The 13,490-nt window shown below is 60.6% G+C and carries 12 protein-coding genes; 8 read left to right on the top strand and 4 right to left on the bottom strand.

Features of this window, described 5'->3' with window-relative positions; genetic code table 11:
- Window positions 1-51 precede the first annotated feature (51 nt).
- Window positions 52-264: a hypothetical protein gene (locus NBG89_RS14685; protein WP_431320559.1), complete on the bottom strand. Its 213-nt coding sequence runs from the start codon at window positions 262-264 to the stop codon at window positions 52-54.
- Window positions 265-632: 368 nt separating this feature from the next.
- Between NBG89_RS14685 and NBG89_RS14680 the strand changes: the two genes are divergently transcribed.
- The 5 genes from NBG89_RS14680 (at window position 633) to NBG89_RS14660 (ending at window position 7,380) form a co-directional block, all read left to right on the top strand.
- Window positions 633-1,907 carry an aspartate kinase gene (locus NBG89_RS14680; RefSeq protein WP_088693687.1) on the top strand — a complete coding sequence of 425 codons (1,275 nt, stop codon included), beginning with the start codon at window positions 633-635 and terminating at the stop codon, window positions 1,905-1,907.
- 89 nt (window positions 1,908-1,996) lie between these two features.
- Window positions 1,997-4,264, top strand: coding sequence for a phosphoenolpyruvate--protein phosphotransferase (gene ptsP, locus NBG89_RS14675; protein WP_431320558.1), 2,268 nt, complete (start codon window positions 1,997-1,999; stop codon window positions 4,262-4,264).
- A 28-nt stretch (window positions 4,265-4,292) separates the two neighbouring features.
- Window positions 4,293-5,372, top strand: coding sequence for a peptide chain release factor 1 (prfA, locus tag NBG89_RS14670; protein ID WP_088704679.1), 1,080 nt, complete (start codon window positions 4,293-4,295; stop codon window positions 5,370-5,372).
- Window positions 5,369-6,250, top strand: coding sequence for a peptide chain release factor N(5)-glutamine methyltransferase (gene prmC / locus NBG89_RS14665; protein ID WP_431320557.1), 882 nt, complete (start codon window positions 5,369-5,371; stop codon window positions 6,248-6,250). The genes prfA and prmC overlap by 4 nt, the downstream gene beginning before the upstream one ends.
- A gap of 344 nt (window positions 6,251-6,594) precedes the next feature.
- A complete protein-coding gene (locus NBG89_RS14660; protein ID WP_431320556.1) occupies window positions 6,595-7,380 on the top strand; it encodes a DUF4167 domain-containing protein in 786 nt (261 codons plus the stop codon).
- A 115-nt stretch (window positions 7,381-7,495) separates the two neighbouring features.
- Here NBG89_RS14660 and NBG89_RS14655 read toward each other — a convergent pair whose 3' ends face one another.
- Complete coding sequence (locus tag NBG89_RS14655) at window positions 7,496-7,621, bottom strand: hypothetical protein (protein WP_431320555.1); 126 nt, start codon at window positions 7,619-7,621, stop codon at window positions 7,496-7,498.
- Window positions 7,622-7,661: 40 nt separating this feature from the next.
- Between NBG89_RS14655 and NBG89_RS14650 the strand changes: the two genes are divergently transcribed.
- Complete coding sequence (locus NBG89_RS14650; RefSeq protein ID WP_431320554.1) at window positions 7,662-8,204, top strand: DUF1214 domain-containing protein; 543 nt, start codon at window positions 7,662-7,664, stop codon at window positions 8,202-8,204.
- A complete protein-coding gene (locus NBG89_RS14645; RefSeq protein ID WP_431322699.1) occupies window positions 8,117-8,389 on the top strand; it encodes a DUF1214 domain-containing protein in 273 nt (90 codons plus the stop codon). The genes NBG89_RS14650 and NBG89_RS14645 overlap by 88 nt, the downstream gene beginning before the upstream one ends.
- On the opposite strand, the gene NBG89_RS14640 is transcribed toward NBG89_RS14645, so the two are convergent.
- Window positions 8,382-8,597 carry a hypothetical protein gene (locus NBG89_RS14640; protein ID WP_431320553.1) on the bottom strand — a complete coding sequence of 72 codons (216 nt, stop codon included), beginning with the start codon at window positions 8,595-8,597 and terminating at the stop codon, window positions 8,382-8,384. The two genes, NBG89_RS14645 and NBG89_RS14640, sit on opposite strands and share 8 nt — an antisense overlap.
- A 44-nt stretch (window positions 8,598-8,641) precedes the next feature.
- Here NBG89_RS14640 and clpB point away from each other — a divergent pair, with 44 nt between their 5' ends.
- Complete coding sequence (clpB, locus tag NBG89_RS14635; RefSeq protein WP_431320552.1) at window positions 8,642-11,245, top strand: ATP-dependent chaperone ClpB; 2,604 nt, start codon at window positions 8,642-8,644, stop codon at window positions 11,243-11,245.
- Window positions 11,246-11,303: 58 nt separating this feature from the next.
- On the opposite strand, the gene NBG89_RS14630 is transcribed toward clpB, so the two are convergent.
- Window positions 11,304-13,244 carry a M23 family metallopeptidase gene (locus tag NBG89_RS14630; protein WP_431320551.1) on the bottom strand — a complete coding sequence of 647 codons (1,941 nt, stop codon included), beginning with the start codon at window positions 13,242-13,244 and terminating at the stop codon, window positions 11,304-11,306.
- Between the last annotated feature and the right edge of the window lie 246 nt (window positions 13,245-13,490).

Genomic DNA, 13,490 nt, shown 5'->3' with positions numbered 1-13,490 from the left:
ATCCCCTCTAAAACATGGACGCAAGGACCGGCTGCTTCTGTTGTCCGTATGTTAATGAACGGTGCCAGAACGAAGGCCCATCGTCAGCCTGAATTCAATCTCTGCGACGATTTGAACGGCCTCCTCGACAATTTCATCGGTGACCGGATTCGATGCTTCGGCCATTTCGTCAAGACTGTCCCGCAAGAGCGCCTGCACCCTTGTCATCGCCACGCAGAGCTTTGTGTTCTCGCTTGCATTGGCAAGAGGCTTCAGGGTTGCCATCAGTCCTTCAAGGTGCACCAAGCTTCGTCGGCGCTCAGCGTGGTTCATTTCGTCCAAAGGCAAATCGCTCCCCATACTGTCCTGTGTGTGAAAGGTAGAGCAGATGGGCAGAAATAGCGCCGTGCGTGTCCACTTCAAGGATGGCTTCTGCCTTCCACGCCGGCACGCCGGCAATCTCCTTTCCACACCTTGCCACCCCCCTACAAACTCGCTAAGAGACGCGGCAACTTGGGCCCTTGGGGCGCAGGGCCTTAGAAGGGTTCCAGAAACTCCCAATTCCTGGCTCTTCAGCCATGCGGCTCCATGCAGGGTTCGTGATGCCGGGTCTGGCTTTGGTCTCTCTCGGCACTAGGTCGTGGTAGAGGCATATGGCACGCATCGTAATGAAATTCGGCGGGACCTCCGTCGCTGATCTGGACCGCATCAAGAACGTTGCCCGCCATGTGAAACGTGAAGTCGATGCCGGCCATGAAGTGGCGGTCGTCGTCTCGGCCATGTCCGGCAAGACCAACGAGCTGGTCGGCTGGGTGCAGGGCACGCCGAAGGTTGTCGGCGCCAATTCGCCGTTCTACGATGCCCGCGAATATGACGCCGTTGTTGCATCCGGCGAGCAGGTGACCTCCGGGTTGCTCGCGATCGCGCTGCAGGCGATGGATATCAATGCTCGCTCCTGGCAGGGATGGCAGATCCCGATCCGGACGGACAACGCCCATGGTGCCGCACGCATTCTCGATATTGATGGCTCCGACATCATCAAGCGTATGGGCGAAGGCCAGGTTGCCGTCATCGCCGGTTTCCAGGGTCTGGGACCCGACAACCGCATCGCGACGCTTGGCCGCGGCGGCTCGGATACCTCGGCGGTTGCGATCGCGGCTGCGGTTAAGGCCGATCGCTGCGACATCTACACCGACGTCGACGGCGTCTACACGACGGACCCGCGCATCGTGCCACAAGCACGCCGCCTGAAGAAGATTGCCTTCGAGGAAATGCTCGAAATGGCCTCGCTCGGCGCGAAGGTCCTGCAGGTTCGTTCGGTCGAGCTTGCCATGGTGCACAAGGTCCGTACCTTCGTGCGCTCCTCTTTCGAAGATCCCGATGCTCCGGGCATGGGTGACTTCTTGAATCCGCCCGGAACGCTGATTTGTGACGAGGATGAAATCGTGGAACAGGAAGTAGTCACCGGCATCGCCTATGCCAAGGATGAGGCTCAGATCTCCCTTCGCCGTCTTGCAGACCGGCCGGGCGTTTCCGCCGCGATCTTCGGACCGCTGGCCGAAAGCCACATCAACGTCGACATGATCGTCCAGAACATCTCCGAAGATGGCTCGAAGACCGACATGACCTTCACGGTCCCGTCGGGCGACGTCGACAAGGCGATCAAGGTCCTCGGCGAGAACAAGGAAAAGATCGGCTACGACGTCGTTCAGAACGAATCGGGTCTTGTGAAGGTGTCCGTCATCGGCATCGGCATGCGCAGCCATGCGGGCGTTGCCGCCACCGCATTCAAGGCGCTGGCCGACAAGGGCATCAATATCAAGGCGATCACGACGTCCGAGATCAAAATTTCGATCCTGATCGACGGTCCGTATGCAGAACTCGCTGTCAGGACTTTGCATTCCTGCTACGGTCTGGATAAGAACTGATTCTGAACAGGCTGCCGCGCGTTCAAGTTGAAAAGTCACGCGGCCAATGGCTGTCAGACTTTGATGTTTGTTTTGGAGCTTGAGACGCAATGAGAGACCTTTCTGGCGGTCCGCGCGTGCTGCTCAAGCGGCTACGCGAGTTGATGGCGGAGCCGCTGGAGCCGCAGGAGCGTCTCGACCGGATCGTTCGCCAGATCGCAGGCAACATGGTGGCGGAGGTCTGCTCCGTCTACGTGCTGCGTGCCGACGGCGTGCTCGAACTCTATGCAACCGAAGGTCTGAACAAGGAAGCGGTCCACCTGTCCCAACTCAAGATGGGACAGGGCCTAGTCGGTACGATCGCGGCATCGGCGCAGCCGCTCAATCTATCCGACGCGCAATCGCATCCAGCCTTCCGCTACCTGCCGGAAACCGGCGAAGAGATCTATCATTCCTTCCTCGGCGTGCCGATCCTGCGCACGGGTCGTTCGCTCGGCGTTCTGGTCGTGCAGAACAAGGCAAGCCGCACCTACCGCGAAGAAGAGCTCGAAGCGCTCGAGACGACCGCGATGGTGCTGGCCGAGATGATCGCCACCGGTGAGCTCAAGAAAATCACCAAGCCCGGTCTCGAACTCGACCTGACACGTTCGGTGACCATCGATGGTGACACCTATAACGAAGGTATCGGCCTCGGTTATGTCGTGCTGCACGAGCCGCGTATCGTCGTCACCAACCTGCTGAACGAGGATTCCGAGAAGGAAATCCGCCGCTTGGGTGAGGCGCTCGGGTCGCTTCGCATCTCGATCGACGACCTTCTGTCGCAGCGCGACGTATCGATGGAGGGCGAGCACCGCGAGGTTCTCGAAACCTATCGTATGTTTGCCCACGACCAGGGTTGGGTGCGTAAGCTCGAGGAGGCGATCCGCAACGGCCTGACGGCGGAAGCCGCGGTCGAGAAGGTGCAGAGCGACACCAAGGCGCGCATGATCCGCATGACCGATCCCTATCTGCGGGAGCGGATGCACGATTTTGAAGATCTCGCGAACCGGCTGCTGCGGCAGCTGACGGGCTATACCGGCCGCACCGCGGGGGATGGTTTCCCGAGCGACGCCATCATTCTGGCGCGTGCCATGGGCGCCGCCGAATTGCTCGATTATCCGCGTGCCAATGTGCGTGGCCTCGTGCTGGAAGAAGGCGCGGTGACGAGCCATGTGGTGATCGTCGCGCGCGCCATGGGCATTCCCGTGATCGGGCAGGCTGCCGGTGTGGTGGCGCTCGCCGAAAACGGTGATGCCGTCATCATCGATGGCGATGGCGGGCATGTGCATCTTCGCCCTATGCCGGAGCATCAGCGCTCCTACGAGGAAAAAGTGCGGTTCCGCGCCCGCCGGCAGGAACAGTTCCGGGCGCTGCGCTCCGTCGAGCCGCGCACCAAGGACGGGCAACGCGTATCGTTGATGATGAATGCCGGACTGCTGGTTGATTTGCCGCAGCTTTCGGACTCCGGCGCCGAAGGGATCGGTCTATTCCGCACCGAACTGCAGTTCATGATTGCTTCCACCATGCCGAAGGCGGAAGAGCAGGAGTTGTTTTATCGCAACGTGCTGAAGCAGGCAGCCGGGCGGGTCGTGACCTTCCGCACGCTTGATATCGGCGGCGACAAGGTCGTTCCCTATTTCCGTGGCCACGAAGAAGAAAATCCGGCGCTCGGCTGGCGGGCGATCCGCCTGTCGCTCGATCGTCCGGGTCTGCTGCGCACGCAGTTGCGCGCCATGCTGAAGGCGGCTGCCGGCATCGAGCTGAAGCTGATGGTGCCGATGGTGACCGAAGTTTCCGAGATCGCTGCGGTGCGTGAGCTCCTGCAGAAGGAAGTTCAACACCTTTCCCGCTTCGGCCACGGCCTGCCGCGCAAGCTGCAATTCGGCGCGATGCTGGAGGTGCCGGCGCTGCTCTGGCAGCTCGACGAGCTGATGGCGGCGGTCGATTTCGTTTCGGTCGGCTCGAACGACCTCTTCCAGTTCTCGATGGCGGTCGATCGCGGCAATGCGCGCGTTTCCGACCGTTTCGATCCGCTGGGCAAACCGTTCCTCAGGATCCTGCGCGACATCGTGCGTGCGGGCGAGCGCAATAATACGCCGGTGACGCTGTGCGGCGAACTGGCCGGCAAGCCGATCTCGGCAATGGCACTGCTCGGCATCGGCTTCCGTTCGGTATCGATGTCGCCGGCGTCTATTGGTCCGGTCAAGGCGATGTTGCTCGGCCTAGACGCCGAGGCGCTGGCAAAGGTGGTGAACGAGGCGCTTGACGATACCAAGTCGGCGACCCCGATGCGCGACGTGCTTGCCCACTTCGCCGACGCTCACAATATTCCTCTTTAGTTGAAGACAAGCAGAATCGGAGTGAAGGGTGGCGAAGCTTCCCGTTGAAAAGATGCGCGAGCTGGAACGCCGTTTTGGCGAGATCGAAGCGCGCATGTCGGCTGGCCCTTCGGCCGATGTCTACGTCAAGCTTGCCTCCGAATATTCCGAGCTGCAGCCCGTCGTCACGAAGATCCGCGCCTACGAGAAGGCGATAGCTGAGCTCGCGGACCTCGAAACCTTGCTGAACGACAGGTCGGTGGACCGCGAAATGCGCGATCTGGCCGAGCTGGAACTCCCTGACGTGAAGGAGCGGCTGGAGGCGCTGGAGCAGGAAATCCAGATCCTGTTGCTGCCGAAGGACGCGGCCGACGAGAAGAGCGCGATTTTGGAAATCCGTGCCGGCACGGGCGGTTCCGAGGCTGCGCTCTTTGCTGGCGACCTGTTCCGGATGTATGAGCGTTACGCAGCCGCTCATGGCTGGAAGGTGGAGGTGCTGTCGTCGAGCGACGGCGAAGCGGGCGGCTTCAAGGAAATCATCGCGACGATCACCGGCAAGGGCGTGTTCGCCAAGCTGAAATTCGAATCCGGCGTCCACCGTGTCCAACGTGTCCCCGAAACGGAAGCCGGCGGCCGCATCCATACCTCGGCCGCCACCGTCGCGGTTCTGCCGGAGGCAGAGGAAATCGACATCGAGATCCGGCCGGAAGACATCCGCATCGATACGATGCGCTCCTCTGGTGCCGGCGGCCAGCACGTTAACACCACTGACTCTGCCGTTCGCATTACCCACCTGCCGACCGGCATCGTGGTCACCAGCTCTGAGAAGTCGCAGCACCAGAACCGCGCCAAGGCGATGCAGGTTCTGCGCTCACGCCTCTATGACGCCGAGCGCCAGCGCGCCGAAAGCGAGCGTTCCGCCGACCGTAAGAGCCAGGTTGGTTCCGGTGACCGCTCGGAGCGCATCCGCACCTACAACTTCCCGCAGGGGCGGGTGACGGACCACCGCATCAATCTGACGCTCTACAAGCTCGATCGGATGATGGTCGGCGAAATCGACGAGGTAGTCGATGCGTTGATGGCCGACTACCAGGCGAGCCAGTTGGCACAACTCGGCGAGCAGCAATGAGCATGAGCGGGAAACAGGCCGAGCCTACGGTTTCCCAATTGCTGGCTGAGGCTCGCCGTCGCTTCACCGAAGCTGGCATCGACAGCGCTCCGGCTGACGCTCGTGTGCTCGTCGCAGGGCTGCTTGGACTTTCGACGACCGCCATCGTGACGCGTGGCGGCGAAACCGTCAGCACAGATCAGACGGCAATGATCGAGCAGGCGATCGAGCGCCGGTTGGCGCATGAGCCGGTTCACCGTATTCTCGGCGAACGCGAGTTCTATGGTTTGCCATTGTCGCTCTCCGTGGAGACCCTTGAGCCACGGCCCGATACGGAAATTCTCGTCGATACGATGCTTCCTTATCTGCGTGATCTTGCAAATACCGAGGGCCATATCCATATCCTTGATCTGGGAACCGGAACCGGGGCGATATGCCTGGCGCTATTGAGCGAATGTCCGGAAGCGTCAGGCGTCGGCAGCGATATATCGGCTGATGCGTTGAGGACGGCACAATCAAACGCGGAAAGAAACAGATTGCAGGATCGCTTTGAAGCCATTCAGTCCAGCTGGTTTGAAAATATCCACGGCGCGTTTCATGCGATTGTCTCAAATCCGCCCTATATCGCTTCTAAGGTTGTTCACACTCTCGCTCCCGAAGTGACGAAATTTGATCCCCATGCCGCACTGGATGGCGGCCAGGATGGACTTGACGCCTACAGAACCATCGCCAAGGATGCGGCAAGGTTCATGCAGCCGAACGGCGTTGTGGGACTTGAGATCGGCTACGACCAGCGAAATGACGTGACAGACGTTTTCGAGGCTGAGGGCTTCAAGCTTCTGGAATCCGTAAAGGATTACGGCCAGAATGACCGGGCGCTTGTGTTCGCGCTCAAGTGATGCGTGACAGCTTAAAGCATCGAACAGGACATTGGTGCCATTGCGAAGAAAACGCTTGGATTTCCACGGGAAGCAATATAGGTTGACCCTGCGCATTGGAGAGATAGGACAGAACGGTGAGTCGTTCGATACTAGCTCGGCCTCGGGGGTCCGCTCTTTTAAACGAGAGCTTCAAAGGTTGAACACGACCCAATGCGTGAATCAGTCAAACTGACTTGAGAACAAGCGGCAGGTTGGCGCGAAGGCGCAGTATGCTTGCGGCACGAGGGCCCTGAGCCGGTGAACCGGCCACGGCGGTTGGTGCCATAACTCCACAACAAACAGAGAATTCAGGTGAACGATCTATGAGGCCAGGACAGCAGAACAAGCGCGGTCGCGGGCGTGGCAACAACGGCGGCGGCGGTGGTGGAAATAACAATAACAACAACTTCAACCGCAAGGGCGGCAATCCGCTGACGCGGACCTACGACAGCTCCGGCCCAGACGTTAAGATCCGCGGTACCGCACAGCATATCGCTGAAAAGTATGCGCAGCTCGCTCGCGACGCGCAGAGCTCGGGTGACCGTGTCATCGCCGAAAACTACCTGCAGCATGCCGAACACTATAACCGCATCATTGCTGCCGCACAGGCCCAGATGCAGGAGCGCTTCCAGCGCGACGACCGCAATGAATTCAGTGAAGGCGTCGAGCGCGAGGGCGACGATGTCGAAGGCATCGACAACGACGATGTCGTCATCGTCCAGCCGCCGCGTCAGCAGCATGAGCATCAGCAGCGCCGTTCGGGCGAGCAGTCGCAGCGCCGCCACGATGAGCCGCCACGTCGTAATGACGAGCAACCGCGCCAGCCGCGGCGTCAGGAACAGCAGCCTGCTCCGGTTGAAGCCGTAGTTGCAGCTCCGCAGCCCGAAGTCATCGATGGCAGCGGTCCGCAGCCGGAGATCGAAGGTATCCCGGCAGAGGTTTCGATGGACGAGGAAAGTGCCGCGGGCCAGCCACGCGAACGCCAGCCGCGTCGCCGCACTGCCGGCAGCCGTCCGCGTCGTCCGCGCCGCGCCGCAGAAGGCGAGGCTTCGGCCGAGGGTGCAGAGCCCAGCGATGCTCCTGCTTTGGCGGATGCCGCTTCGGAATAACCGGATCTCGCGATCCGATTTGGTGGTAGAAGGTCGCTCCTCGGAGCGACCTTTTTTGTGGCCATGCCCCAGGTGATCGCGGCTAATGACAACAGGCGCGGGCCATCTTCCTCGATCACCACCGCGCAAAGCTCAGCGCAAACGCCGCGGCTGTTACCGTAACGTACTTGGATTTTTCAACGCCTAGGAAGCCGACACCCATGCCGATCATCGATACGACCGACAGGACAATGGACAGCACATCTCTCAAATGAGAGGACAATATCCAGTTCTGGCAGGTGTTGAACCGGATCATTGATGAGGAGCCGTTGGTCGAGAAGTTCACGCCTATGTACGGGCTGCTTGCGACGCTCGGTATCAAAAAGGGTAAGCCGTTTGCTCCAGACGATCGTGCGAAGGCTATCATTGAAAAGGCCGCGAAGGTTGGTCGAGACCAGCTTATCGCATCGGCCTTCGATAGCGACCGGCCCGATCGCTTCGCATGGCCGGACCGCAAGTGGGAGTGGGTCGGTCTTGTTCCCAACGAAGCACAGTTCGAGACGCCGATGGGCGTTGATCTGGAGGCACGCGATCGCTGGTTCGCACAGGCGATTGTTACGTCGCCGGCCATGTTCCGGCGGTCTGCCGGTGCCGGGTCGCTGTATTGGCTCGGCGCGCGAGACGGTAGCGGTGCGTTTCTGGACGGCGGCAAGTCATACAAGCTGACTATCGCGCAGCCAGTTTCAGGCAAGCTGTTCTGGTCTGTAACGCTTTACGACGCACAGACGCGTTCGGAGGTCCAGACCGATCAGAACAAGGCGACCTTGCGCTCGCTCTCGAGCTGAAGGACATCGATACATCCAAGCCGGTCGATCTCTATTTTGGCCCTACGCCGCCTAAAGATGGCGAGGGTCGCTGGATCAAGACCCAGCCCGGACGCGGCTGGTTCAGCTACATTCGCATTTACGGACCGACGCAGCCCGCCTTCGACGGTTCTTGGAAGCCCAATGACATCGAAGAAATCAAGTGAGCCAGCGACTGTCCGCTGGCAAAAGCCATCCTGCGGAGACCGATACAAAATATGAACCCCAGGTCGCAAGGCCCGGGGTTTTTCGCTTCCTGCCCCCCTTTAAACTTTTCAAATCCTCCACCATATCCAGCCCAAGTTCTTCAACCACAAATCCCAAACGTGGTGGAACAATGGGCTTGCCGTTTTGAGGGAGCTCAATCTCAGTCATCGGCCTGTGCCTTATAAGGGCAGGGCGATCCATGGAGGTACAGCATGAATATCGAAAAATACTCCGAGCGGGTGCGCGGTTTTATTCAGTCCGCCCAGACCTATGCGCTTGCGCAGGGGCACCAGCAGTTCACGCCCGAACATGTTCTGAAAGTGCTGCTTGACGACGACCAGGGCATGGCCGCATCGCTGATTGAACGCGCAGGTGGTGATCCCAAGGCTGCGCGCCTCGCCAACGATGCCGCGCTCGCCAAGCTGCCGAAGGTTTCCGGCGGCAACGGGCAGATCTATCTTGCGCAGCCGCTTGCCAAGGTTCTTTCGACGGCCGAAGAGGCAGCCAAGAAGGCTGGCGACAGCTTTGTCACCGTCGAGCGCCTGCTACAGGCGTTGGCGATCGAGTCTTCGGCTTCGACGTCGACGACGCTTAAGAATGCCGGCGTCACCGCACTTGCGCTCAATCAGGTCATAAACGAAATCCGCAAGGGCCGCACCGCCGACAGCTCGAATGCCGAACAGGGCTTCGACTCGCTGAAAAAATACGCCCGCGATCTGACTGGCGAGGCTCGCGAGGGCAAGCTGGATCCTGTTATTGGCCGTGACGACGAAATCCGCCGCACGATCCAGGTTCTGTCGCGCCGCACCAAGAACAATCCAGTGCTGATCGGTGAGCCCGGCGTCGGCAAGACCGCGATTGTCGAAGGTCTTGCGCTGCGCATTGTCAATGGCGATGTGCCTGAGTCACTCAAGGACAAGAAGCTGATGGCGCTCGACATGGGCGCGCTGATTGCGGGTGCCAAGTATCGCGGCGAGTTCGAAGAGCGGCTGAAGGCCGTGCTCAACGAAGTGCAGGCCGAAAACGGCGAGATCATCCTCTTCATCGACGAAATGCACACGCTTGTTGGTGCCGGCAAGGCGGATGGGGCGATGGACGCCTCCAATCTGCTCAAGCCTGCGCTTGCCCGCGGCGAGTTGCATTGCGTCGGTGCGACCACGCTCGACGAATACCGCAAGCATGTCGAAAAAGATCCTGCCCTTGCTCGCCGCTTCCAGCCTGTCATGGTCGAGGAGCCGACGGTCGAGGACACGATCTCGATCCTGCGCGGTCTCAAGGAAAAATACGAGCAGCATCACAAGGTTCGCATCTCGGATTCGGCCCTGGTTGCGGCTGCGACGCTTTCCAACCGCTACATCACCGACCGTTTCCTGCCCGACAAGGCAATCGACTTGATGGACGAAGCCGCTGCGCGGCTGCGCATGCAGGTGGATTCCAAGCCTGAGGAGCTCGACGAACTCGATCGGCGCATCATGCAGCTGAAGATCGAGCGCGAAGCTTTGAAGAAGGAAACGGATGTCGCTTCTGCCGACCGGTTGACGCGGCTTGAAACCGAACTGACCGACCTGGAGGAAGAGGCCAATGCGTTGACGGCCCGCTGGCAGGCGGAAAAGCAGAAGCTCGGCCTGGCCGCAGACCTCAAGAAGCAGTTGGACGAGGCTCGAAACGAACTCGCGATTGCTCAGCGCAAGGGCGAGTTCCAACGCGCCGGCGAGTTGACCTACGGCGTCATTCCGGAGCTGGAAAAGAAACTCAGCGAAGCGGAGCAGCAGGACAGCGATCGCAGCGCCATGGTGCAGGAGGTCGTGACCCCCGACAACATTGCGCATGTCGTCTCCCGCTGGACCGGCATTCCTGTCGACAAGATGCTGGAAGGCGAACGCGACAAACTGCTGCGGATGGAAGACGAGCTGGCGAAATCGGTGATCGGCCAGGGTGATGCGGTTCAGGCCGTGTCGCGTGCCGTCCGCCGCGCCCGTGCCGGACTGCAGGATCCGAACCGGCCGATCGGCTCGTTCATCTTCCTCGGCCCGACCGGCGTCGGTAAGACGGAACTGACCAAGGCGCTTGCTCGCTTCCTCTTCGACGACGAAACGGCGATGGTACGCATGGATATGTCCGAGTACATGGAGAAGCACTCCGTGGCCCGGCTGATCGGTGCTCCTCCCGGCTATGTTGGCTATGATGAAGGTGGCGCGCTGACCGAGGCTGTTCGCCGCCGGCCATACCAGGTCGTGCTATTCGATGAAATCGAGAAGGCGCATCCCGACGTCTTCAATGTCCTGTTGCAGGTTCTCGATGATGGCCGCCTCACCGATGGTCAGGGCCGGACGGTCGATTTCCGCAACACGATGATCATCATGACGTCGAACCTCGGCGCCGAGTACCTGACCCAGCTCAAGGAAGGGGACGACAGCGAGGCGGTTCGCGAGCAGGTGATGGAGGTTGTGCGCGGTCACTTCCGGCCGGAATTCCTGAATCGCATAGACGAGATCATTCTATTCCACCGCCTGAAGCGCGAGGAAATGGGCGCGATCGTTGATATCCAGCTGAAGCGTCTGGTAGCGCTGCTTACCGAGCGCAAGATCACGCTCGAACTCGACGACGATGCTCGGAACTGGCTCGCCAACAAGGGTTACGACCCGGTCTATGGCGCGCGTCCGCTGAAGCGGGTGATCCAGAGGCATGTGCAGGATCCGCTCGCCGAACAGATCCTTTCCGGGCAGGTGCCTGACGGCTCCACGGTGAAAATCACCAGCGGTACGGACCGGCTGCTGTTCCGGACACGGAATTCTGCGGCCAACGAAGCGGCTTAAGGCGCGCGACAGTCCCAAGGAAAATGGCGGCTCCGGCCGCCATTTTTGTTGGATACTGTTAATTGCTGGCGACCTGCGGCGGCGGCTGATTGCCGAGGAGAGTGTCGATGCGCTGCCGTTCGTCCTCGAACTTTGCCAGCGCTTCGCCGTTCAGCGACTTGCCGCCTGGCAGACGTACGCGCAGCGGGTCGACCTTGGTGCCGTTGACGATCATCTCGTAGTGCAGATGCGGACCGGTGGATTCGCCTGTTGTGCCGACCCAGCCGATCACCTGGCCCTGGCGCACCTTGGCACCGGGAACGACGCCCTTTGCAATGGCGCTCTGGTGATTGTAGGAGGATTCGTAGCCGTTGGCATGGCGGACGATGGTCTGGTTGCCGTAGCCGCCGGAGTCCCAGCCGGCCTTCTCGACGGTGCCGTTACCGACCGCGATGATCGCCGTGCCCCGCGGCGCCGCCCAATCGACACCGGTATGCATGCGGGCAAAGCCCAGGATCGGGTGCCGGCGCATGCCGAAGCCTGATTTGAAGATGCCGTTCGGGACGGGATTGCGCAGCAGGAATTGCCGAATGCTTTTGCCGTCCTGATCGAAGTAGTCGATCGAACCGTCTTCCGGATCCTGGAAGCGGTAGAAGCGGGTCTGCGTATCACCGAAGCGGGCATTGACATAGAGAAGCTCGGAAGCAGCCGTTGCCTGCCCGTTGGAATCGGCAACGGAGAAGAAGGCCTCCAGCGTATCGGTCGGGCGCAGTTCCGCCTGGAAATCGACGCTGCTCGCCAGCAACTTGATGATCAGCGCGGTCATGTCCTTGGTCATGCCGTAGGACAACGCCGCACGATAGATACCATCATAGACGCGCGGCAGATTCTGGTTGGACGGGATCGATGTCGAGCTGTCGTCGAAGGCGGTCGTGACCGCATCGATTTGCGGTGGCTCGTGGCCGGCGACGAACCGATCGTGGTCGTCGAGCGCCACGGTGACAAGATGGCGGCTGCCGCGGTAGACGCTGGCGCGAATGATCTTGGCCTGTTCGCCTTTCTGCAGGATACCGATGCGGAGCACATCGCCTTTTTCGAGGTCGTCCGATCCGATGATTGGCGACAGATAGCCGGACAGGCCCTTGGCCTGCGGCTCCGGATAACCCGAATCCGTCATCGCCTTGATGATCGAGGTCACCTGGCGCACCGGGATGATATCGTCGGCGAACTCTTCCGTCTGCGGGGTGATCGACTCCGGTGCGGAGACCGTCATGTTCTGCTCGAGCACGCGCGCCGTCAGGCCGGCTGTCAGGTCAACGTCGTTGTCATCGGTAGAGAAGCGCCGGGGGTCGACATAGTAGAGTGCCGCTACCTGGGCTGCGCCATCGGTGAGGATGGAGCCGTTTGAGCGCACGTTCTCCTCGATCTCGTCTAGCGTCATGCCGGGCGCGACCTGAAGACCATCCTTCGTGGTGGGATAGGCCACCGTTTTCAGGCTGACTTCCGACTCCACGTCGGAACCGTAGATCTGCCCGGTGCGAACGTTCGGCTGTGCATCGGGCTCGTCCGCCGAGAAGATCGTCAAGGGGTTGAAGCTCGGATAGTCCTCGGTCGCGACGTGGTTGGCGGCCAGCGTCATCTTCACACGTGCGAAGGGTTGGCGGCGGACAACTTCCTTGTCGCCCTCGTGGACGACGGTCGAGACCTCCATGATCTTGCGGTCCGACGGCTTGGCGGCAATCGCGGAGGCAATCAGGCGGCTGCCGCGCGTCACGTCGGTATCGGCATGAGCCTCGGTATTGATATTGGCGTAGGCCTCGGCAGGGATCGCCAGCTGCTGGCGACCGTCCAGTGCGGCGAAGAGGGCCACGCCCATCAGCACGCTCGATGTAATGCCGGTGAGGAACGTACCCGAAAGCCAGCGTAATGAAACCTCGCGGCGGTCGGGTGCGCGCCTGCCATCGGCGAGAAGCGGCGGCTCGTTGCCGAACGAGCGGATCATCATCTTCTCCGTCATCATGGCAGGTGGATCCGCGTCCTTTCGGTGGGCGTCTTCGGGGGCAGCGTTGGCTGGCGCCGAAAAGTGCATAGTTTGGCAATAGAAGTCAAATGAGCGCGCATGTGCGTACCCAAATCATTCGCCCTTGAGACCATCTGATTGTGAAGATGTGAGGGCGAAGAACCTCGCCATCGCGTTTTCGGCCCCTATTTTCTTGGAAATGATCCGGCTATTGGCGCAATCTCCGGACTGAAATGTTCGCCTCTG

Source organism: Rhizobium sp. YTU87027 (assembly GCF_050644135.1).
Taxonomy (GTDB): Bacteria; Pseudomonadota; Alphaproteobacteria; order Rhizobiales; family Rhizobiaceae; genus Rhizobium.
Note: the sequence above shows the minus strand (reverse complement) of the source record. Positions and strands in the feature narration are given on the sequence as shown.